Annotated in this window: 24 protein-coding genes, 1 pseudogene and 1 riboswitch; of the genes and pseudogenes, 7 read left to right on the forward strand and 18 right to left on the reverse strand. The window is 35.1% G+C overall.

Annotation, left to right across the window (positions count from 1 at the left end; all coding sequences use genetic code 11):
- Positions 1-278, forward strand: a 278-nt coding sequence (locus tag BR72_RS20600; protein ID WP_035436416.1) for a transposase, incomplete at its 5' end; no start/stop codon positions are given.
- A gap of 151 nt (positions 279-429) precedes the next feature.
- Here the strand turns inward: BR72_RS20600 and BR72_RS20605 are convergent.
- The 9 genes from BR72_RS20605 to phaZ all read right to left on the reverse strand — a co-directional run bounded on the left by BR72_RS20605 (position 430) and on the right by phaZ (position 9446).
- A complete protein-coding gene (locus BR72_RS20605; RefSeq protein ID WP_035436419.1) occupies positions 430-1815 on the reverse strand; it encodes a sensor histidine kinase in 1386 nt (461 codons plus the stop codon).
- Between the two features lies 1 nt (position 1816).
- The gene (locus BR72_RS20610) at positions 1817-2494 is read right to left on the reverse strand and encodes a response regulator transcription factor (protein WP_090997327.1); all 678 of its coding nucleotides are present in this window, start codon (positions 2492-2494) and stop codon (positions 1817-1819) included.
- Between the two features lie 90 nt (positions 2495-2584).
- On the reverse strand, positions 2585-3832 hold the full coding sequence (locus tag BR72_RS20615) for a DUF1015 domain-containing protein (RefSeq protein WP_035436423.1): 1248 nt from the start codon (positions 3830-3832) through the stop codon (positions 2585-2587).
- A 69-nt stretch (positions 3833-3901) separates the two neighbouring features.
- The gene (locus tag BR72_RS20620; RefSeq protein ID WP_035436426.1) at positions 3902-5074 is read right to left on the reverse strand and encodes a 3-phosphoglycerate dehydrogenase family protein; all 1173 of its coding nucleotides are present in this window, start codon (positions 5072-5074) and stop codon (positions 3902-3904) included.
- A 12-nt stretch (positions 5075-5086) separates the two neighbouring features.
- Positions 5087-6169, reverse strand: coding sequence for a 3-phosphoserine/phosphohydroxythreonine transaminase (gene serC / locus BR72_RS20625; protein ID WP_035436429.1), 1083 nt, complete (start codon positions 6167-6169; stop codon positions 5087-5089).
- 212 nt (positions 6170-6381) lie between these two features.
- Positions 6382-6573, reverse strand: coding sequence for a DUF378 domain-containing protein (locus tag BR72_RS20630; RefSeq protein ID WP_020061108.1), 192 nt, complete (start codon positions 6571-6573; stop codon positions 6382-6384).
- Positions 6574-6941: 368 nt separating this feature from the next.
- Positions 6942-7148, reverse strand: a complete 207-nt coding sequence (locus BR72_RS20635) for an NETI motif-containing protein (protein WP_035436431.1) — start codon at positions 7146-7148, stop codon at positions 6942-6944.
- Between the two features lie 4 nt (positions 7149-7152).
- Entirely contained in the window at positions 7153-8328 is a 1176-nt protein-coding gene (locus BR72_RS20640; RefSeq protein WP_035436434.1) for an MFS transporter, read from the reverse strand.
- A gap of 221 nt (positions 8329-8549) precedes the next feature.
- A complete protein-coding gene (gene phaZ / locus BR72_RS20645) occupies positions 8550-9446 on the reverse strand; it encodes an intracellular short-chain-length polyhydroxyalkanoate depolymerase (RefSeq protein ID WP_035436435.1) in 897 nt (298 codons plus the stop codon).
- A gap of 194 nt (positions 9447-9640) precedes the next feature.
- Between phaZ and BR72_RS20650 the strand changes: the two genes are divergently transcribed.
- The 3 genes from BR72_RS20650 to BR72_RS20660 all read left to right on the forward strand — a co-directional run bounded on the left by BR72_RS20650 (position 9641) and on the right by BR72_RS20660 (position 12632).
- Positions 9641-10057 carry a MarR family winged helix-turn-helix transcriptional regulator gene (locus tag BR72_RS20650; protein ID WP_035436439.1) on the forward strand — a complete coding sequence of 139 codons (417 nt, stop codon included), beginning with the start codon at positions 9641-9643 and terminating at the stop codon, positions 10055-10057.
- Between the two features lie 17 nt (positions 10058-10074).
- Positions 10075-11274: an MFS transporter gene (locus BR72_RS20655; RefSeq protein WP_035436441.1), complete on the forward strand. Its 1200-nt coding sequence runs from the start codon at positions 10075-10077 to the stop codon at positions 11272-11274.
- A 95-nt stretch (positions 11275-11369) separates the two neighbouring features.
- Positions 11370-12632, forward strand: coding sequence for a serine hydrolase domain-containing protein (locus BR72_RS20660; protein ID WP_035436443.1), 1263 nt, complete (start codon positions 11370-11372; stop codon positions 12630-12632).
- A gap of 40 nt (positions 12633-12672) precedes the next feature.
- Here the strand turns inward: BR72_RS20660 and BR72_RS20665 are convergent, their stop codons facing one another.
- The 3 genes from BR72_RS20665 to BR72_RS20670 all read right to left on the reverse strand — a co-directional run bounded on the left by BR72_RS20665 (position 12673) and on the right by BR72_RS20670 (position 13735).
- Positions 12673-13041 carry a hypothetical protein gene (locus BR72_RS20665; protein ID WP_035436444.1) on the reverse strand — a complete coding sequence of 123 codons (369 nt, stop codon included), beginning with the start codon at positions 13039-13041 and terminating at the stop codon, positions 12673-12675.
- A complete protein-coding gene (locus BR72_RS26525) occupies positions 13038-13175 on the reverse strand; it encodes an NAD(P)H-dependent oxidoreductase (protein ID WP_141771627.1) in 138 nt (45 codons plus the stop codon). Before BR72_RS26525 ends, BR72_RS20665 begins: the two co-directional genes overlap by 4 nt.
- A 308-nt stretch (positions 13176-13483) precedes the next feature.
- On the reverse strand, positions 13484-13735 hold the full coding sequence (locus tag BR72_RS20670; RefSeq protein ID WP_035437014.1) for a hypothetical protein: 252 nt from the start codon (positions 13733-13735) through the stop codon (positions 13484-13486).
- 100 nt (positions 13736-13835) lie between these two features.
- Positions 13836-13934, reverse strand: a riboswitch (SAM riboswitch).
- Between the two features lie 147 nt (positions 13935-14081).
- On the opposite strand from BR72_RS20670, the gene BR72_RS20675 reads away from it, so the two are divergent.
- A complete protein-coding gene (locus BR72_RS20675; protein WP_035436446.1) occupies positions 14082-14273 on the forward strand; it encodes a hypothetical protein in 192 nt (63 codons plus the stop codon).
- A 324-nt stretch (positions 14274-14597) separates the two neighbouring features.
- On the opposite strand, the gene rraA is transcribed toward BR72_RS20675, so the two are convergent.
- Positions 14598-15077 carry a ribonuclease E activity regulator RraA gene (rraA, locus tag BR72_RS20680; RefSeq protein ID WP_035436449.1) on the reverse strand — a complete coding sequence of 160 codons (480 nt, stop codon included), beginning with the start codon at positions 15075-15077 and terminating at the stop codon, positions 14598-14600.
- 122 nt (positions 15078-15199) lie between these two features.
- On the opposite strand from rraA, the gene ybaK reads away from it, so the two are divergent.
- A complete protein-coding gene (gene ybaK, locus BR72_RS20685; RefSeq protein WP_035436452.1) occupies positions 15200-15673 on the forward strand; it encodes a Cys-tRNA(Pro) deacylase in 474 nt (157 codons plus the stop codon).
- Between the two features lie 34 nt (positions 15674-15707).
- Here the strand turns inward: ybaK and BR72_RS20690 are convergent, their stop codons facing one another.
- On the reverse strand, positions 15708-15950 hold the full coding sequence (locus BR72_RS20690; protein WP_035436454.1) for a hypothetical protein: 243 nt from the start codon (positions 15948-15950) through the stop codon (positions 15708-15710).
- A gap of 221 nt (positions 15951-16171) precedes the next feature.
- Between BR72_RS20690 and BR72_RS20695 the strand changes: the two are divergent.
- Positions 16172-17470: pseudogene (locus BR72_RS20695) on the forward strand (histidine--tRNA ligase).
- Positions 17471-17581: 111 nt separating this feature from the next.
- Here the strand turns inward: BR72_RS20695 and BR72_RS20700 are convergent.
- The 4 genes from BR72_RS20700 to BR72_RS20715 form a co-directional block, all read right to left on the reverse strand.
- Complete coding sequence (locus BR72_RS20700) at positions 17582-18178, reverse strand: hypothetical protein (RefSeq protein ID WP_035436456.1); 597 nt, start codon at positions 18176-18178, stop codon at positions 17582-17584.
- A gap of 222 nt (positions 18179-18400) precedes the next feature.
- Positions 18401-20056: a putative ABC transporter permease subunit gene (locus BR72_RS20705; protein ID WP_035436459.1), complete on the reverse strand. Its 1656-nt coding sequence runs from the start codon at positions 20054-20056 to the stop codon at positions 18401-18403.
- Entirely contained in the window at positions 20049-20774 is a 726-nt protein-coding gene (locus BR72_RS20710; protein WP_035436461.1) for an ABC transporter ATP-binding protein, read from the reverse strand. Before BR72_RS20710 ends, BR72_RS20705 begins: the two co-directional genes overlap by 8 nt.
- A gap of 182 nt (positions 20775-20956) precedes the next feature.
- Positions 20957-21151 carry a hypothetical protein gene (locus BR72_RS20715; protein WP_035436464.1) on the reverse strand — a complete coding sequence of 65 codons (195 nt, stop codon included), beginning with the start codon at positions 21149-21151 and terminating at the stop codon, positions 20957-20959.
- Positions 21152-21216 lie beyond the last annotated feature (65 nt).

The raw sequence follows: 21216 nt of genomic DNA on the forward strand, positions 1-21216 counted from the left end.
AAGGCTGTTATAAAGAAGGCGCAAAATCAAAAACGTATTCAGTCACGATCCACTCAACAGAACATAGTAAACAAAAAACTTTTCAAGAAAGCGAGCTGTTCAAAGAAAAAGCAAAAGAGCGCTATAAAATTGAAGCGAAAAATAGTGAACTCAAACATAGACACGGGTATGATGTGGCATCTTCCTCGGGTCTTATTGGCATGCGAATGCAAGGGGCGATGGCCATATTCGCAGTTAATTTAAAACGAATTATGAACTTAATGAAAGAAAAAAAGTAAAAAAAGCATAAGAAAAAGACGACTTTCCGTTCAAAATTGGACGGAAAGTCGTCTTTTTTCGTTTTACATATGTTTTACGGAAGGAAAAACGTAAGTTTTTCAGTGCCCTCCTAAAAAGAAAAGGGGTTTTATTTCGTTTTTTTATTTGTATTTATATAGTTCTTTTCGGAAGGTAAATTGTAAACGTAGTCCCCTCGCCTTTTACACTGTGTACAGTAATACTTCCTTCATGAAGATCAATAATTTTTTTCACAATCGAAAGCCCTAATCCACTACCTTCAATTGTTCTATTTCGCGCCTCATCTACTTTGTAGAATCGATCAAAAATCTTGTCAATCTCATCTTCGCTCATACCAATCCCTGTGTCAGAAATCGTAAGACACAATTCCGTGTCTTTCTCTTCTCCATCAAATGAAATGGTCCCGCCACTCTCTGTGAATTTAATACTATTCGTCAATAAATTTGTCCACACTTGGTGGAGCAAGTTTTCATCTCCATACACTTGTATACTCGGAACATCCAATTCAATTGCGACATCTTTTTCACGCCATTGCCACTCTAGCATAAAAATAACATCTCTTATTTGCTTTCCGACATCAAATGTTTTCTTATCTAAAACTCTCTCTTCTTTATCAAGAGAGGCAAGCGTTAATAATTGTTTACACAAACTAGACATACGTCTACTTTCTGATTCAATAATTTCTAAATAATGTTTACGCTCAGATTCACTCATCTCATTTGTTTGTAATGTCTTCGAAAATCCTTGAATCGATGCAAGTGGAGATTGAAATTCATGGGAAACGTTTGAAACAAACTCTTGCCGCATCCGATCTAAATCCTTTAAGCTTTTTGCCATTTTACGAAAACTAACAGCCAGTGTTCCAATTTCATCTTTTCGATATTCTGGCAGAGCTACTTCATACTCTCCGTTTGCAATTTTTTTAGTTGCACTTGTAAAAAGCTGAATAGGACGCACAATAAACCGAGCTGCAATTGCAATAAGAATAATACTTAATCCAACCATTAAACATAATAATACAGCAAAGAAAATACGCATTTCACCCAATTGCTGTTGTATATCTGGACGAATAAAGAGAGCGTATTGCTTATCATCATGTTGAATTGGAATCCCAATACTATTTAAAAGTTCATTATCAAAAAAACCTGTTATAAATAACCTTGTTGGATAAGTCGAAATCCCGTTATATGTATGCCCCTTTAATACACTTTCTATCGTTTCGTCACTCACGTTAATTTTTCGAAATGCATTTCCATATCGTTTTCCTTGTTTTTGATCATTTACTACATAAATTTCAAAACCGAGATTAGAAATAGATTTCAAATATTCTTCTCGATTTTGTTCATCGGATTGCTCATATAAATGTTTTACTTCTTGTGCGTATTTTAAAATTTTTTCACTGTTATATGGTTTCAAATAAAGATGATAATACACATTCGATAATAAAAAACCAATCATACTGCTAACTAACATAATGACAATCGATATTATTACAAATCGTGAATATAATGATCGCATTTTATTTCAACTCCAATTTATATCCAAGACCACGTACCGTCTTAATTTGAAAATCATCTGTCCGTTTCGAAAAACGATCACGCAATCGCTTAATATGGACATCTACAGTGCGTTCATCACCTGCAAAATCCACTCCCCAAACAAGTTCAATCAATTCTTCACGAGAAAAAATCCGCCCTGGATAACTCGCAATCTGTGATAACAACTCAAATTCTTTTAACGGTAACAAAATAGTTTGTTCATGACAACGTACTTCATAGCTTTTTCGATCGATTGTTGTTCCATGTAATTGAATAATATCTGCACTTAGCATTTGATAACGGCGTAATAATGCTTTCATTCGGAATAGTACTTCAGCAGGTTCAAATGGTTTTACAATATAGTCATCCGTCCCAACAGAAAAGCCCTTCTCCTTATCTACTAACTGATCTTTTGCGGTTAACATAATAACTGGTATATCATAATACTTTCTAATTTCTTCACAAAGTGTGTATCCATCTATATGCGGCATCATAATGTCAACAATCGCTAAATGAATTGTTTCTTTCTCTAATATAGACTGTGCAGCTTTTCCATCTTCAGCCTCCCACACTGTATACCCCTCTTTTTGAAGGTGATAACGAAGAAGTTCTCTTATATGTAAATCATCATCTGTCAACAAAATATGTATCATATATATCAAACCCTTTCCATCAGTCAGTACGACTTTACATTATAAGATAGGTACAAAATATGCAAGAAAAAAAGAGAAAGCAAATTGCTCTCTCTTCTATTCTAACGAATGAATAAATAAACCACTGCGAAGTTTTGGTTCAAACCATGTTGATTTTGGTGGCATTACTTCCCCTGCATCTGCAATAGCTAGTAAATCTTCCATTCCAGTTGGATACATTGAAAAAGCAACCGCCCATCCTCCCTCATCAATCATTTTCTCTAACGCCGTCAGTCCTCGTATTCCTCCAACAAAATCAATTCTATCATTTGTGCGAGGATCATCAATTTGTAAAATGCGATGCAATAGTTGATCTTGTAAAATCGATGCATCTAGTCTAGTTACAACATTATTTTCATCAACTCTGTTTTCTTTTACGGTCAATTTATACCATACCTTATTCAAATACATTCCAAACGTATGACGCTCTGTTGGTTTATAGGGGGCTTCTTCCGCTTTATCTACATAAAAATCTTGAGATATCGCTTGTAAAAATTGTTCTTCTGATAATCCATTTATATCTTTTACAATGCGATTGTAATCCCAAATTGCTAATTCATCTTTCGGAAAAAGTACAGATAAAAAATAATTAAATTCTTCTTCACCTGTATAATTTGCATTCTCTTCACGTCGCATTATTCCTACTTTTACAGCCGATGCAGAGCGATGATGACCATCAGCAATATATAATGACGGTATCCCCTCAAACAGTTTAATTAATGTAGCAATCACTCTTTCTTCATGAATAATCCACACTTTATGCCGAATTGTATCATCTGCCGTAAAGTCATAAACATGATTATGCATTATTTTCCAATTCGCAATTATATTTTCAATTTCACTTTTCCCGCGATATGTTACAAAAATAGGTCCTGTATGTGCATTACAGACATCAACATGACGAATACGATCTATTTCTTTTTCAGCTCTTGTCCGCTCATGCTTCTTAATTGTATCGCTTATATATTCATCAATCGATGTACAAACAACCAATCCAGTTTGAGACCGACCATTCATTGTAAGTTCATAAATGTAAAAACATGGTCGTTCTTCTTGAATAAGCACACCTTGTTCAATCAAATGTTGTAAATTCCCCCTCGCTTTCTCATACACCGCGTTAACGTATGGAGAAATAGATGGATCTAAGTCAATTTCTGCCTTATCAACACGCAAAAACGAATACGGATTACCTTTTGCAGTTTCTCTTGCTTCTTTACTATTGAGTACATCATATGGAAGAGCAGCTACTTCTTTTGCGCGCTCTTGTGTAGGACGAATTGCCCGAAATGGTTTAATTGTTGCCACCAAAATCTCCTCCTTTTCCGCATTAACATGTAGTAAGTTCGAAAAGCCCCTACTAATAGGAACTTCGCATTATACAATCATTCGTACCGCTACGACTCCTGTAATAGCCCTTATATTTGCCACAATATCTTCTTTAATAATATCATCAATGCCATTATCAATATCAATTATTGTATATGCAAAAGAGCCCTTACTACGGTTAATCATATCTGCAATATTTATATGCTGCTCGGCTAAGCGTGTCGTAATTTGCCCAACCATATTTGGAATATTTTGATGAGAAATTGTAATTCGATTCTTTCCGATATACGGTAGTTCTACATTCGGATAATTAACTGAATTGCGGATATTACCCGTTTCTAAAAAGCTTCGCAATTGCCGCGCTGCCATAACTGCACAATTTTCTTCTGATTCGTATGTAGATGCCCCAAGATGCGGCGTTGCAATAACATTTTTCATTTGCAGTACACGCTCGTTTGGAAAATCTGTTATATACTGATTCACAATCCCCGTATGAAGCGCTCGTTCCAGCGCATCTTCGTCAACAAGCTCTCCGCGAGAAAAATTTAATATACGAACTCCTTTTTTCATTACTTGAAATGCATGTTCATTTATGATACCTCGCGTTTGTTCCACCAATGGAATATGCAAGGTAATATAATCGCATGTCGCAAAAACTTCTTCTAAACTAAACGCTCGCTGCACTTGTCTCGATAGTCGCCAAGCTGTTTCAACAGAAACATATGGATCATAACCTACAACGTCCATCCCTAATGATAAGGCATCATTGGCAACGAGAGCACCAATTGCACCTAGTCCAATAATGCCAAGACGTTTCGAGGCAATTTCTGAACCAACATATTGCTTTTTCCCTTTCTCAACAAGTTGCGGTACTTCTTCACCATGCAGCTCTTTTGTCCATACGATACCGTCTACAACATTACGTGATGATATAATTAAACTTGCAAGTACAAGTTCTTTTACAGCATTTGCATTCGCCCCAGGTGTATTAAAAACAACAATCCCTTTCTCTGTACACCGTTCTACTGGTATATTATTTACACCTGCTCCCGCTCTGGCAATTGCCTTTAAATCACTTGCAAACTCCTCATGATGCAATGAGTAGCTTCGCAATAAAATACCATCAGGATTCTCAACTGTTTCTCCTATTTTATAACTCTCTTTTGAAAACGTAGCAATTCCTTTTTCAGCAATTTGATTCAACGTTTGAATATGAAACATTTTCTCATCCCCTTATTTGTACTTCTTTTCAAATACAGACATGAAATTAACAAGTGATTGTACACCTTCCGCTGGCATAGCGTTATAAATACTAGCACGCATGCCGCCAACTGAGCGATGCCCTTTTAATTCTTCAAAACCATGCTTTTTGGCTTCTTGAATAAATAATGCATTCCGTTCGTTTGAAGACGTTGTAAATGGAATATTCATTAAAGAGCGATATGTAGTATGTACTGGTGAAGTGAACATGCTTGATTCATCTAAAAAGTTGTATAGAATTGCTGCTTTTTTGTAATTTCTTTTTTCAATCTCCTGTACGCCTCCCTGCGCTTTCAGCCATTGCAAAACTAGTTTTGTTACATAAATACTGAAAGTTGGCGGCGTATTATAAAGTGAATTATGTTTACTGTAAGTTTTATAGTTTAACATGGCCGGGCAAGAAGAATTAGCAGCACCAATTAAGTCCTTACGAACGATAACAACTGTTAACCCTGCCGGTCCTAAATTTTTCTGTGCTCCAGCATAAATAAGCCCGAATTTTGTAACATCATACTCTTCAGATAAAATATTGGAAGACATATCCGCAACGAGTGGGATTTCTTTTGTCTCAGGAATGTTTACATAACGCGTACCTTCAATTGTATTATTCGTTGTAATATGAATATAATCTATTTCTTGAGAAAGAAGTGTTCGATTGAATTCTGGAATGGATGTAAATCGGTCATTTTCAGGAGATGTAACAACCGAAATCGTTCCCATTTTTTCTGCTTCTTCGATTGCTTTTTTTGACCAGGAGCCCGTATGCACATATGCCGCTTGTTTATAGTGGTTCATTAAATTTAGTGGAATCATGGAGAATTGTAAAGATGCGCCTCCTTGTATAAAAAGGACTTCATAATTTTCAGGGATATTCATTAACTCACACAATAAACTTTTCGTTTCATCTATTATTTCCTGAAAAGCCGCTGATCTGTGACTCATTTCCATTATTGACATACCCTTTTCCTGATAGTTCAATAATTCCTTTTGTACTTGCTCTAAAACAGGAATAGGAAGTGTAGATGGTCCCGCTGAAAAATTGTATACTCGATGCATCTTATTCCCCTCTTTCGTTTTTTTATAAATTTTAAAACTTTCTGAATTATAACTCATATAAAATACCCGGTCAAATTGTTTTTCCTATTTTATTCTAAGAAGTATCGAAACCGTTCTCATGAGTAATTTTTCCTGAATCTCTTTACTTCGTATTGAAACAAAAAAATGTTAAGCACGTCTGCTTAACATTTTGAATAATAATTGTATAATTGCTAATTACTTGCAAAAAACCGGTCATAAATTTGATAAAGTGCAGAAATACCAATAAGCCAATAGACGGTATCAACAAGCGCTGGTACAGAACCAAAAATTTTTTCCACCAGATTAAAATCTAACGCAACAAATAACCAGTTTAAACCGCCAATAATCACCAGAATTGCTGTAAGGTAAGACAAAAATTTCATTGTGATTGCCCCCTTGGTGAAAAATGGTGAAAGGCCTTTCGCTATATTATATGCATGGAGTTCTTGAATTTGCCCATTATTTTTATTTTTTCGTTTTTAAAAATATAATTTAAATTTTAGCTTAATAGCGATGCGTTCTTGCCAGCTTTCCAATATAAAATCCACGCAAACTATATAGATTTTAATTTTTATACATATAAGTCGCTGCTATGCAGAATACAACATGCTTTCTCCCTCTGTTTTAGACCTTGCATGTGGCAGAAAAAGGCCATGACCGCTTCTATGCATGGCCAGATACTCTCGCCCGCTTAAATAGAAAAAGGGTTTTTATGTCGATTTTTTAATTTGTATTTACATAGCGTTGCACTTTATACCGTTTTTAATTTTCCTTCAAATATTATTTTCCGTCCGCATGGCTCTACAACCGTTTTCCCATCTCTTTTCACCTCATGGAAAATAGGCTCTTCCATGCGGCGAGACGGTGTATATCCTTCCTTATCCATTCTTTCGAGGCACTGTGCAATTGTTTCATCTGACAATACTTCAAATTTCTTCTTTTTTAATTGCTTTGTCATTATTTTACCTACTTTCTACTTTCCTTATCATTGCTTGATTTTTCATATGTGTCACATAAACAATAGATATTACTGCCATTATGATCATAATGGAAAAGAAAAAGCTTGTATACTGTATGTTCTCTATAAATAGCCCACCTAATACAGGCCCAGTAATGCTTCCGATACTAAAAGCAATTCCGCACAAAATATTTCCTGCCGGTAATAAATGTTTTGATAATAAATCAGTCATATAGCCGAGTCCGAGTGAAAAGCATGATCCAATAACCATACCAGCAAGTAACATACATATAAATACAAGCCAATAATAACCATCGAATATAGCCGCTAATAGAAAAATCACTGTACTGACGCTAAATGTCCATGTTAAAATCCGTTCTCTTCCAAGACGATCACTAAGTATACCAAGTGGTATTTGCGTAACAATTCCACCAATCGAAAATGCTGGTAATAAAAATGAAATTTGTTCAACTGACCAGCCTTTCCTCATCGCATAAACAGGTAAATTGCTATTAAGCATCCCTTCTAACACTCCATATGCTAACGGTGCAAGTAACGCAATCCACCCTACTATCCAAACTTGCTTATAGCGCTGCAAAGATGTTTCACTTTCTTGATTTGCTTCTCCTTGATCAGGAAATGCATTTTGCGTTGGGATCAATAATAACCATCCTATTAAACAAAGGACAGTTGATACAATAAACGGTGTTGCAATCCCGTATTGTACCGTACTCGCTAAATAAGGCCCCATCGCAAAACCGATACTGAAAAATGCTCCGTATATAGAAACTTGTTTTCCTACCTTGTGCGGACTAGCAGTCGTCGTAATCCACGTTTGCGTTCCAACATGAAGCATATGATCCCCTACCCCAACGAAAAAACGCAGAACAAACCATACCCAAAAAGAAAATGTTTGCGTAAATACAAATAATGCTCCAACAACAATAAAACCTCCAATTACAATAAGGGGTTTCATTCCAAACTTTTGCATCGGTTTCTCAAGCCAAGGTGAAATAACAAGAATCCCTATATATAATGCCGTTGCATGAATGCCGTTAAAGCTTGAACTAATTCCCTCCTTCTCAAAAATCATTGCAATTGCCGGTAACAACATACCTTGTGAAAGCCCAGAAATCGCAACAATTCCAACCATAATCCAAAACGTATACCTTCTCCCCATTTCATTACGCTCCTTGTCTAAACTCACATCCTTTATTATAGCTGGTTAATCCATAAATCGTATACTTTCAATTTCCACAAAAATAAAGCTAGAAGTCCAGACTTCTAGCTTACATCCTTTCCATCTACTGGAAGAAAGGTTTTAAATTCTAATTTTCAAATATATACATATGCAACCCTATTATAGGATACGTTTCTTATTTGCATTATGAAACAATGCAGCTACTCTTTCAAAAATGTATTTACTTCATTAATAAACACGTTTAAACAATCAACAAATGGAGAATGGCCACAATCTTCTAACATGACCAATTTTGCATTTGGCAAATGCTTTGCCAACTCATCACCAACTACTTTTGGCACCACATAATCACGATCACCTTGGAGAACTAATGTTGGCACTTGAATGCGATTCATATCCCCGTTCCCAGCTACAACTCCGTTATGCTCATCTGATATATTAAATGTTACAAGTCCATAATTTACATCAACAAAATTGCGCTGCGTTAACATATCATCAAGATATTTCTCATAGCGATCTGGACTAGGTTGATGATGCGTATAAATAAGTAAATTCCAGACATTTCGATAATACTGCTTATCCTTTTGTTTTATAGCTTCAACAACAGGTGCAATTTGAACAGCATCTTTCGCTATTTCTTCTTTTGTTTTTAAAAGATGAGACACAATTGGTTGACCATTTATATCCTTCTTAAAAATGGGATATCCTTTCAGTCCTACTGATTCTACCAGTATAAGTTTATTTACATACACCGGATAAGCTGCTGTAAACTGCATCGCAACTCCTCCACCCATTGACCATCCGACCAATGAAAAATTTTTCAATTGTAATTCATCTACAAACAACTTCACATCTTCTGCAAAATCATTCAATGAATTAATCGGATGATGATAAGTTGAAAAGCCAAAACCACGTAAATCAAGAGCATAAATATGATAAGAATCTTGCAGTTGTTCTATAACTAAATCCCAATGCTGTGAAGATGTCATATTCCCGTGAATAAGCACTACTATCTCTGTTCCATTCCCCGCTTCTTGATAAGCAATTGTTTCTCCATTTGATAATGCCACTGATTTCATAATGGTAGGTTTCATTATTCGCTTTCCCCCTCAATAATATCAACAACACACGTTAAAAAACAGAAAATTCTAATTTAATAATATCACATAGAATATATGTTCTCAATCTGAAATTCAACTTATTTTTACAAAAGCAAACCGATAGATTACTAGACAATCTAGAAAAAAACAGATATAGTTAGCTAGGCAACTAATTGGAAAGGGCAAAAAATATGGACGAAAAACAACACTTTTTTCACACTGTCAGCCAAACCGCTCGGAAATTTTCTAAGAGATTCAATGAACGTGTTTCCCCAACTGGTTTATACAGTGCACAATGGGCTGTAATTTTCAGACTAGATCAAACTGGATCTTGCACGCAAACAGAATTGTGTCAATATTTAAATGTCGAATCTCCAACAATGACCCGTACTTTAAAACGTATGGAATTAATGGGATGGATTACTCGAACAGAGGGAACAGATCGACGTGAAAAGCTTATTTCTTTGTCAGAAACAGCAATCGCAATGATACCGAGTTGGCAGCAAGAAGTAAACGCATTTGAGAAAAAGACATTACAAGATATTAGCGAGGAAGAGCTTCGTCTTGCGTTTCATGTACTACAAAAAGTAATTCGAAATCTTGATTAAAAATTGGAGGGATGACTATGGAAAGTCAAAGGCTTTGGACGAAAGACTTCATTGGAACATGTTTGAGTAGTCTATTTCTCTTTTTAACATTTTATATGTTGATCACAACCTTACCTGTATATGTAATCGAGGGATTAAAAGGAAAACCTGAAGAAATGGGGCTTGCTGCAACAGTATTTCTTATTTCTTCAGTAATCTGCCGACCATTTACAGGGAAATGGCTTGATGATTTAGGACGAAAGAAGATTTTATTTATCTCCCTTTCGTTATTTTTAGCCGCAACAGTAATGTACTTCGGTGCGCAAAGCTTATTTTTACTACTTGCTCTTCGCTTCTTACATGGTATCGGCTTCGGAATGGCGACAACAGCTACCGGTACAATCATAACAGATGTAGCACCCCCCCATAGACGCGGTGAGGCACTTGGTTATTACGGAGTATTTATGAGCTTACCGATGGTTATCGGTCCTTTTTTAGGTTTAACGATTATTTCTAAATTCTCATTTACAGGGTTATTTGTCCTTTGTTCTATATTTTCTATACTTGCTTTTCTCTGCGGACTTTTAGTAAATATTCCAAATGAAAAAACAGCTATCAATAAAGAAAAGAAACGAATGCAATGGAAAGATTTAATTGAGCCTTCAACAATTCCAATCGCTCTTACTGGTTGTGTACTTTCCTTTTCCTATAGCGGTATTCTTTCATTTATTCCCGTTTATGCAAAAGAGCTTGGTATGAGTGATATTGCTAGTTATTTCTTTGTTGTATACGCAATTGTAGTTGTTATTTCTAGGCCATTTTCAGGAAAAATCTTCGATCGGTTTGGGGAAAATGTCCTCATTTATCCATCAATTATTATCTTTATGATTGGTATGTTCGTTTTAAGCCAATCACATACGCCGTTTTGGTTACTAGCTTCTGGTGTACTTATCGGCTTTGGGTATGGAACTCTAATTCCAAGCTTCCAAACAATTGCAGTTAGTGTGGCACCAGATCAAAGGCGTGGATCTGCAACAGCTACTTATTTCTCATTCTTTGATACAGGGATTGGTATCGGTTCTTTCGTACTAGGAATTATCGCAGCACATTCCAGTTATCAGCATATGTATTTTATTTCTTCGATTATTGTTGCATTTACATTACTGATTTACTATTTTCTTCATGGGCGTAAACAAAAGTCCAAAAAACAAACAACACAAGAAAAATTATCTGCCTAATCCTATAAGAGAGAGTAAACTTCTACGTTTACTCTCCTTTTTTTGCTTCTCAATAGGCTTATCTCTTATAATAAAACTAGAAGGAGGCTAATTTTATGAGACTAAAAAAATCCCCGCTCATTTTAATCATTTTGATTTTTGTATGTATATTGACTGGTATGGGATTTACGTTATTCAATCCAAATAAAAATTTTTCTTCCAGACAAACAGTAACGAAAAAAAACTGGTTACAAGATCCTTGTCTCCGTTGGTCTTATTCACATATGCGCGAATTTGCTTCAACAAAAGTTGTTGCTAAAAATCAAAATTATATATCCTCGATTCCAACTAATTCGCGAGATTTAGATAACCTACATATTACAGATGAAAATGAAAATAATACAACGGTTCGGAAATTATTAGAAAAACATAAAACAGATGCCTTTATTGTTTTACAGGATGGAAAGCTTGTTTATGAACGATACTTTCATGGATATAAAGAAAACGAACCGCACGGTATGGCATCAGTAGCAAAAGTATTTACAGGACTGCTCGTTAATACCCTTATTGAAGAAGGAAAGCTAGACCCCAATGCAACTGCAGAAACTTATGTAAAAAAATTAAAAGGAACACCATTTGGGATCGCAACAATTCAACAACTTTTAGATATGCAAGTTTCAGTAGAATATCCAACTCACGGCTTTAAACAAGCTGGATTAGATAATCAAGATGCACAATTATATTTAGCAAGTAACCTTCTTCCTCGCAACAAAAACTATAATGGACCGACAACAATTTATGACATGTTACTAGAAGCAAATGAAACAGCTGCTCCAGGAGAAACATTTTCGTATAATAACGGTTCTGCTGAAACACTTGCATGGGTCCTTCGTACTGTCACAGGAAAATCGCTCACAGATCTAGTAAGTGAACGTATTTGGTCACCAATTGGCGCAGAAGAAAATGCTTATTACGTTGTTGATGAAACCGGAGTGGAACAAGCGAGTGCAGGATTAAATGCCACCGCACGAGACATGGCAAGATTCGGGGAGATGATTGCGGGCGATGGTGTCTATGACGGAAAACAAATTATTTCTCACTCTATAATTGAAGAAATTAAACAAATTAACCAATACGAACTCCCAGTTGGGGATGGTGAGGAATATTCTTATCATGATCAGTGGTGGATCTCCCATAACGAACAAAATGCATTTGAAGTACTTGGCAGTTATGGACAAAGGTTATATATCGATCCAACTGCACATATGGTTATCGTTCATTTTTCTTCTAATGCCAATCATACTGGAGAAATACAATTTGCATATAGTGATATGTATTTACAAATCGCTGAATACTTACAGAATAAGCTCTCTAATTAAGTTTATACTTTCGAAGTTTTCGTTACGAAAAGGAGTTGCCTTATGACAGCTCCTTTTCTATAATTGTAATTACATATTCCCATTGTTCTTCTGAAAAACATAACGGTTTTAACTGAAATACCATAGAACAAATCTCTTCTATATAATGGACATTTCCCTGTAAAAATTCCCATCGGAGCACCTTAGGTATATACAAATCTGCAACTTGTTCACTTTGTTCTACTAAAATGTCTACTTCTCTCTGACAAACACCTCTTATAAGATACCCTTCTCGCACTTCTTGTTTAACTTTAGAATATTGCTTACTTTTCTCCCTTATACAAAATAAACAATCAAGATAAGAGCAAAACAAATCATCTTCTCTTTTACATACATTCGCAATTTTGCAGATCAGTTCCCTATTTTTCATAATCTTGTTACCTTTTCATATTCCTTTTGTAGCCATTTCTCTCTTTTTTCTTGTTTATAATTTTTCACTTGTTTCAAAAGTGCACCGCTGAAGCTATATGGATTTGGATGTGCATATACAATTAATATGTTCATTGCAAACGACACCTTCCTTTAATTCCCTTTTGACTTTTTCTATACTCACATGCTATTCTAATACATGTCAAAGGGCAAGCCTCTTTGACAAAACAACTGACACCTATTCGGCGATGGTGTCTTTTTTATTTGTTAGCCGAAAACGCCCATCTTTCGGGGGCACATTTAATTTTTTGACACTACACACTCAGCACCATTTCCTTGTAAAAAGACTGCATAACACAGTCTTTTTATCTACATAACTCTTTTCAAAAAATGAATTTCCAAGCAAATATTACTATAAAAAAGGGAGAATAACTCCCTCTATGTTATTTTACCATGTAGTAAATCCCCTTATCATCTATACATTCATGTTGCTCTGCTAAAGTAATTTTCCCATCCAACTTTAACTCATCTAGCAGTCGCAGTATGTAAAATTGCTGCAACATCTTCTTTGCAAATTCCCCTTTATGTTCAGTAGCAATATGTTGTTGAATATCCAATAATGTAATCGGCTTTTCCTTTTCTTCCATATATTTATAAATCGCATTACGTAGTGTAATATATTTCTCAAGTGTCATCGTATGCTTGCTCCTTTCTTCTCGTTGTCCATCTTTCATTATCGGTTTTTTTGCAATAAAAAAACCTCTTCGATAAGAAGAAGCGGATTATATCTCTTCCTTCTTATCTTTCAGAACAAAACTGTTCTGCTGGAATTAGCACCTGCATCGCGGTTGCTGGGTTTCATTGGGCCAGTCCCTCCACCTCTCTGGATAAGAAAATATTCACTTTATCTTTTACTATAATGAACACAGCCAAAAAAGGCAATTCTCATCATAATAATCAGGATTTGTTTTTTGAAGTGCGCTGATATTTTATTCCATTTTGTTCATACTAAAAATGTAAAAGACCAAAGGAGGCACAGTCATGCAAAAAAATGCACGTGGTCACGTTCAAGATTCTTGTCAAGCATTACACGAAGCAAAGAATTGTTTACAAAATGCCTTACAAACAGTTGAGAAATCAGATAATCGTCAACGCATTGAACAATCTTTACAAGCTGTTCAACATGCACTGCTTCAATGTGATAGTACAGCTGAAGTTTTATCTCAAGATTGAACTCCCTCCACCTACCGTGCACTTCTGCACTTTGCGCGCTTGAGGTGGGGGGCTTCTCGCCAGATATGATAAACCTTATACCTCCATATTTTCAAATTCTACACCTCAAAATGAATTTATATAAATAAAAAAGACACTTCTTATAATAAAAATAAGAGGTGTCTCAAAAGGCAAACGAATATGTAAGTCGCGATCCTACTGTATATATTTATGCCTTACAAGAAAACTTTATTCACTATATACGTAAGTGAAATTTCGCATAAAAACTGCATTGGGTGCCGCATAAACACATTTAGCACTTCTGTTGCTTTCTTATATTATTTCCTACTGATGAATTTCTGTTTTACATACAATTACACCATCTTCGTCAACATAAACATAATTTCCTGGAATCCATGAAACTCCGCCAAAAGACACTGGAATATTTGTTTCTCCCTTCCCTTCTTTCACACTTCGCTTTGGCATCGTTGCAATCGCTAAAATGCCAAGTTCGATATTCCGAAGCTCCGCACAATCACGAACGCATCCATAAATAATTATGCCTGCTAAATTCCGCTGCCTTGCTATGTTTGCTAAGTTATCACCAAGTAATGCACAATTTGTTGAACCTTCTCCATCTACAACTAATACCGTTCCCTCTGGTACCATCTCTAGCGCCATTTTTACGAGTACGTTATCATCTTTAACCTTTACTGTCTCGATTTTCCCATGAAACTGCTTCTTCTTTCCATACGATTGAAGTAATGGCTTACATACTTGTACTTCTGTTTCATTCGCATCATAAAGATCAGTTGTTCTCCACATCATGTTCCCTCTTTCCTTTTCACGATTTATGTTACATATTCTTGTCCTTTCTTCTTTTCCCTGTCTTAATTGGCGAAATTTTGTATACTAATAAAGAAGAAATAAAAAAGGAAGTGTGTAACATGAGTAGTAAAACAAATGCTTGTCGTTTTTTAGATAAGCACAAAATTGCATATACAGTTCACGAATATGAATGGGATGAAGAAAACTTAGATGCAAAACATGTCGCTGAGCAAGTTCATTTGCAATTAGAACAGGTCTTTAAAACACTCGTCCTTCGCGGCGATAAAACCGGGGTAATTATGGCTTGTATCCCTTCGCATAAAGAGCTTAATTTAAAAGCGTTAGCATCTGCAAGTAAAAATAAAAAAGTTGAAATGGTTGCAATGAAAGAAATACTTGGATTAACAGGATACATACGCGGCGGTGTTTCACCACTTGGCATGAAAAAAATTTATCCACTCTTTATTGACGAATCTGCTGCAAATTTAGACCCAATTAGCATTAGTGCTGGAAAAAGAGGATTACAAATTTTTATGAACGGCGCCGACCTAATCAAAATTAGTAACGCAACACCTACTTCCATTACTTCATAACAAAACCTGTCTCAATAGATGAGACAGGTTTTGTTTACATTTCTCGGCGAATTGCTGATAACACATTAATATTCGTTGCTTTTATTGCCGGCCTTAGTCCGGAAAAAATCGCAATAATTATACTAATAGAAACAGAAATAACAATAAGAAATGGAGGGATTATTGAAAATATAAATCCTTTTGGTGCTTCCGTTTTTGCAAATTCCTTTAATAAGATCGGAATTAATTCATTTCCCCCTAAACTAATAAGGCATGGAATAAAAATTGATAATTCCAATAATTTGTAGTATACTACTTAAAAATCTATAGGAGAGATTGCTTATGTTTAGAATAGATTGTTCTTTCCAACTTCATCATCATACATAAAGCCTTGTATCCGAAGAAATTTTTTCTTCGTGGGTACAGGGCTATTCCTGTTTACCCACGAAGCGATTATAAAGCTATGTGGGTATTTTCATACCTGCATAGCTTTTTTTATTTTAAAAAGGAGTGATAAATATGAACTTGCAAAATGTAAAAGGGACAAAAGACTATTTACCAGAAGAACAAATGCTGCGCAATACAATTAAACGGACTTGTGAAGAAATATTTGAGGCCTATGGCTGCAAACCGCTAGAAACACCTATTTTGAACATGTATGATTTGATGGCTTATAAATACGGGGGAGGATCTGAAATTTTAAAGGAGATGTACACGCTTCAAGATCAAGGGAATCGTGAACTTGCATTGCGTTATGATTTAACCATTCCCTTTGCAAAAGTCGTCGCAATGAATCCAGAAATTCGTCTCCCTTTTAAACGTTATGAAATTGGGAAAGTATTTCGTAATGGCCCAATTAAACCAGGAAGAGTTCGAGAGTTTGTACAGTGTGATGTCGATATTGTTGGCGCTGAATCTATCTTAGCAGAAGCAGAATTAATGGTAATGGCTCTTGACATTTTTAACAAATTAAACTTAGACGTAACCATTTAATATAATAATCGAAAACTATTAACAGGGTTGTTACAAGCAATTCAAATCCCTGAATCACAGTTACAAGATGTTATTTTATCTGTAGATAAACTTGAGAAAATCGGTATTGACGGTGTAAGAAATGATTTAATGAATCGAGAAATACAAAGTGAAACGATTGATATGTTATGTAAGACGTTAGAAACATGTATGTCTATGCCACTTTCTGAATTTGATAAAATGTTCCCAAATTCTCTTGTTAAAGAAGGAGTTACTGAACTTCAAGAACTTAGGCAATACTTGGTGGCACTTGGCATTCAACGTAATACAACGTTCTCTCCTTTTCTTGCAAGAGGACTCACAATGTATACTGGAACGATTTATGAAATTTTTTTAGCAGATGGCAGTATTACTTCTAGCATAGGTAGTGGGGGGCGCTATGATTACATTATCGGTGCACTTCGAAATGATAATAAATCTTATCCAACAGTTGGAATCTCGTTCGGTTTAGATGTCATCTATACCGCTCTTGTCCAAAAAGAACGAGTCTCCCCTTCTATCGATATCTTTATTATTCCGCTTGGAACACAGGAAAATTGTCTAAAAATTGCTCACACATTGCGAACAAACGAAAGTTTAAAGATAGAACTTGAACTGGCAAATCGTAAACTAAAGCGAGCCCTTAACTATGCAAATAAAGAAAACATTCCGTATGTACTTATTATCGGTGAAGAAGAGATAAATAACGATGTAGCTGTTTTACGAAATATGAAGGAAGGAACAGAACAAACGATTCCTCTTGCTTCTATTGAAAATGGAACTTTCAAACAATATATACGTCGTTAATTGAATCGATCTAACTAATTATAAAAGGAGAAACGTATACTGCTTCTACGTTTCTCCTTCTATTACATAGGCTATATATAAGATAAGATTTAATTTTGCATTCATTTTTTATTAAAGCTTATTCAAAAATTGATTTAAATCTTGCTTAGTTTTCGTCGTTAATGACTTTAGCTTCTTTAAGTCTTGTTTTTGTTTTCCCATTTCAACAATGAGTGGATATAAATTTTGCTCAATTGTTTTATAATCGGTTGCATGCTTTGTTTCCACTTCTTTCTCAACTACATCCCATTTATCAGTAAGTTGCTTGCCAAGTTTATTTACAGCTTCTTGTTTTGGATTCGCTTTCAATTGCTTGTCCACTTCGTCTATTAACTGTACAACTTCCTTTACCCCACTCTTCACAGTAGCATTTTGCTTTCCGTTTGTTGGTTTTGTTTCAGTTGTTCCGGTTTTCTCATTTTTTGTTTGATCTGCATTCGTTGATTTTGTTTCAGCTTTCCCATCTGCACTTGTTGTTTTTGAATCTTTTTCTTCGTTTTTACCCGTAGTTGTTTGATCTGCACTTGTTGTTTTCGCTTCTTCTTGATTGTTTGTTTGTTCCTTTTTAGTTTGAGTTGCTTGATCTTTTTCTGTTGAGGTCCCGCAAGCTGTAATGGAGAGCATCGCTCCAATCGCAAATGAAGCAATAGATATTTTTTTCAATTTCATAATAAGCCTCCTAAAATTACATTTTCACCTCCCAAATAAGTTTCTATATACTCCCAAAAATCCCTTTTTATTATTTATAACAAATAAAATTTTCTCAATAAAATCCTTCAGTCGAATCAATAACCTATCCCGTCAGACACGCTGCTTCGATCCCATACTTGTTGCCATTTTCCTATAGCAATATAAAATAAATCCTCTGTATTGTCACAGAGGATTTACGATTTATTTAATATTTGCTAGAATACGTTCAGCACCAAGCTGCAAGCTACGCGACACAATTACATTTACAATTGTGAAAACAACGAGGATACTTAAAAACATCCCCCACATTCCAAGTCCTAATGAGAAATATAACGCACATACTCCGCCTACAGTAATGCCGACTAACAGTATATTCGCAAAAAAGTTCCAAAGCGTAGTATAACGACCTTTAAACATTTTTTGTTCGGAATCCCAATGAATATCAGCTGTTTGTGCATCCCACCGTGTGCCAATTAAATTGTTTAACCATAGTCCATTTGCGCAAAGCAAGAACCAAAGCAATGTAAACATTGGTGACACACCGCCTACAATAATCAGCACAATACCAAAGACCGCTAAAATAGTCGTATTAATGAGCCAAGCAGTAAATACTTTTGCAAAGAAAACACCTTCTGCTTTAACTGGTAAATAACGATTGATAAACCAAGTACGACCTTCCCTCGAGAAAGAGGTTGTCGCAATAACATTGGATCCCATTAAAAACATACCTGCACAAAAAGCAAGACCAAGCGCAAGACCTGTTGTTTCACTATCTTTTATAAATTTATTTAACCAAGCTAAGTTCCCGTCTTGTACAAAAATAATAAAGAAAAACATAATTGGCATTACAAAAGTTTGCACAATACAATTAAGGAAAAATTGTGGCGTGCGAAACAAAATACGAAATTCTTTTTTCACATATGCTTTCCAATGTGAATTTTGCACAGTAGCTTTATTAAAATTCTCAGAAGAAATCACTTCTTTTTTCGCAGTGCTATTTGAAATGCCAATAACCCCTTTTAAATATGTACGACCTGCAACATAGAAAAACAAACCATAAAATGCTAACGAAATCGCAGCGAAAAGAAGTAAAAATAGACTTCCTTTCCACGAAGCACTTTCTGTTAACGCCATTACCCCAAAATAGGTTGTCGGAAAATAGTTTGTCATTTCTACTAGAAATGAAGACTGATTATTTGTAAGAAAATCTGCTGCTGATTGCCCAGAAGCAGCATTTCTATTTTTCCATTGTATAAATATATTAATACCGACAATTAGTAATAAAGTAAATAACCCCATTAGCATATTACTTCGATCTTTATCTTTTGCGATATTTGTATAACGCATAATGAGTGTCATAAGAAGCGAAGCAAGAACTAACGGAATAATTGGGAAAAATAAGTAAACGATTAAAAAATAAACATAGTATGTAATAAATGCACCACTTTGTAATCCATACACAATAAAGACTGGAAATAAAACAAACGAAGTCATCACATATTGTGTAATTAAAACAGTAATAAACTTCGCCGTAATAATGTGCGCTGGCTTAAGTGGTAATGGTAATAACATTTCAACGTCATCGCTATAATAAAAAACTGTTAAAATCGTCGTAATACTTAACAAAAACACCCAGATACTACCAACCGCTAATCCCATGCCAAGCAATAAATTTTCCTGATTAAATTGTTTTAATACAACATACATTCCATTTGCAAGTGGACCTATAAATAAAAATCCAACAAACAAAAGACCCAATAATGAAAGTAAAGATACAACACGCTTCTTCTTATCAGTTAACATATCAGCATAGTTCATTTTTAATAATATTTTTGTTAACATCCAAATTTTATTCATTTTCTGTCATCTCCAAGAACATTTTTTCTAGAGATTCATTAGATTCAAAGTGCTCTCGTATTTCTGCTAAATTCCCTTGAAATTGAAGTGTCCCTTTATTAATGATGGCAACTTGATCACATAATTTTTCAGCAACTTCTAACACATGCGTTGAAAAGAACACCGTTTTCCCTTTATCTGCGTGCTCACGCATCATTTGTTTTAATATAAATGCCGATTTTGGATCTAATCCAGTCATTGGCTCGTCTAAAATCCAGACATCTGGATCATGCAAAAGAACTCCAATAATAATAATTTTTTGACGCATTCCATGTGAATAACTTTGAATTTGATCAGACAATGCCTCGTACAAACTAAAACGTTCTGCTAGCGTTCGGATTTTTTCTTGGCGCACGTCTTTCGGAACATCATACATATCCGCCATAAAATTTAAATATTCAATCCCCTTTAAGCGTAAAAACATATCAGGACTGTCAGGAACATAACCAAATAACCTTTTCGCTTCAAGCGGCTCTTTCGCAATGTCTTTTCCATTTACCGAAATTGTCCCACTATCAAGAGAATGAATACCTGTGATCATCTTAATTGTCGTTGATTTCCCTGCACCATTTGGGCCTAAAAATCCAAAAATCTCTCCATTTGGCACTGTTAAGTTCAAATCTTTCACTGCAAATTTACTACCATTATAACTCTTTGATACATTAACAATTTCAATCATTCATATCCAGCCCTTCTCGTTTTTTCCAACAATTACATTTTGATTATAACATAATACGTTTCTATGCTTTAGAATATTTTAGAATTATCAAACAGCACACACCTTATCTTTTCCCGAATAAACGAACAGCAAGACCCCCACTTCTGGAAGCCTCACCTTTTTTCTACTATCTATGTTCGCCCTTATCCATAAAAATATATATAAGAAGCTACTCCAACCGCTAAAACAACTCCTAAAAGTAGATATATAATTGAAAGTCTTGTAATATTTCCTTTCGTTGAAGTTCCATAATTCTCTTCTTCATTTTTCCCTACCATAATCGTCAACATAACTGTCACTGCTACTATGATGAATACCCCTAATATCCATGCTAACATTTCCCCATCTCTCCCTTCATTTCAAATTTTACGTTATTTATACTATTTATAACGTGGATATCTTT

Origin of the sequence: Bacillus sp. UNC322MFChir4.1, from assembly GCF_000746135.1 — a bacterium.
Taxonomy (GTDB): Bacteria; Bacillota; Bacilli; order Bacillales; family Bacillaceae_G; genus Bacillus_A.

What these genes read in the sequence shown, in the direction of transcription:
- BR72_RS20605 (WP_035436419.1), bottom strand. Translation starts at nt 1,815, where the DNA reads ATGCGATCATTATATTCACGATTTGTAATAATATCGATTGTCATTATG.
- BR72_RS20620 (WP_035436426.1), bottom strand. Translation starts at nt 5,074, where the DNA reads ATGTTTCATATTCAAACGTTGAATCAAATTGCTGAAAAAGGAATTGCT.
- serC (WP_035436429.1), bottom strand. Translation starts at nt 6,169, where the DNA reads ATGCATCGAGTATACAATTTTTCAGCGGGACCATCTACACTTCCTATT.
- BR72_RS20630 (WP_020061108.1), bottom strand. Translation starts at nt 6,573, where the DNA reads ATGAAATTTTTGTCTTACCTTACAGCAATTCTGGTGATTATTGGCGGT.
- BR72_RS20635 (WP_035436431.1), bottom strand. Translation starts at nt 7,148, where the DNA reads ATGACAAAGCAATTAAAAAAGAAGAAATTTGAAGTATTGTCAGATGAA.
- BR72_RS20640 (WP_035436434.1), bottom strand. Translation starts at nt 8,328, where the DNA reads ATGGGGAGAAGGTATACGTTTTGGATTATGGTTGGAATTGTTGCGATT.
- BR72_RS20650 (WP_035436439.1), top strand. Translation starts at nt 9,641, where the DNA reads ATGGACGAAAAACAACACTTTTTTCACACTGTCAGCCAAACCGCTCGG.
- BR72_RS20655 (WP_035436441.1), top strand. Translation starts at nt 10,075, where the DNA reads ATGGAAAGTCAAAGGCTTTGGACGAAAGACTTCATTGGAACATGTTTG.
- BR72_RS20660 (WP_035436443.1), top strand. Translation starts at nt 11,370, where the DNA reads ATGAGACTAAAAAAATCCCCGCTCATTTTAATCATTTTGATTTTTGTA.
- BR72_RS20665 (WP_035436444.1), bottom strand. Translation starts at nt 13,041, where the DNA reads ATGAAAAATAGGGAACTGATCTGCAAAATTGCGAATGTATGTAAAAGA.
- BR72_RS26525 (WP_141771627.1), bottom strand. Translation starts at nt 13,175, where the DNA reads ATGAACATATTAATTGTATATGCACATCCAAATCCATATAGCTTCAGC.
- BR72_RS20670 (WP_035437014.1), bottom strand. Translation starts at nt 13,735, where the DNA reads ATGACACTTGAGAAATATATTACACTACGTAATGCGATTTATAAATAT.
- BR72_RS20675 (WP_035436446.1), top strand. Translation starts at nt 14,082, where the DNA reads ATGCAAAAAAATGCACGTGGTCACGTTCAAGATTCTTGTCAAGCATTA.
- rraA (WP_035436449.1), bottom strand. Translation starts at nt 15,077, where the DNA reads ATGTGGAGAACAACTGATCTTTATGATGCGAATGAAACAGAAGTACAA.
- ybaK (WP_035436452.1), top strand. Translation starts at nt 15,200, where the DNA reads ATGAGTAGTAAAACAAATGCTTGTCGTTTTTTAGATAAGCACAAAATT.
- BR72_RS20700 (WP_035436456.1), bottom strand. Translation starts at nt 18,178, where the DNA reads ATGAAATTGAAAAAAATATCTATTGCTTCATTTGCGATTGGAGCGATG.
- BR72_RS20705 (WP_035436459.1), bottom strand. Translation starts at nt 20,056, where the DNA reads ATGAATAAAATTTGGATGTTAACAAAAATATTATTAAAAATGAACTAT.
- BR72_RS20710 (WP_035436461.1), bottom strand. Translation starts at nt 20,774, where the DNA reads ATGATTGAAATTGTTAATGTATCAAAGAGTTATAATGGTAGTAAATTT.
- BR72_RS20715 (WP_035436464.1), bottom strand. Translation starts at nt 21,151, where the DNA reads ATGTTAGCATGGATATTAGGGGTATTCATCATAGTAGCAGTGACAGTT.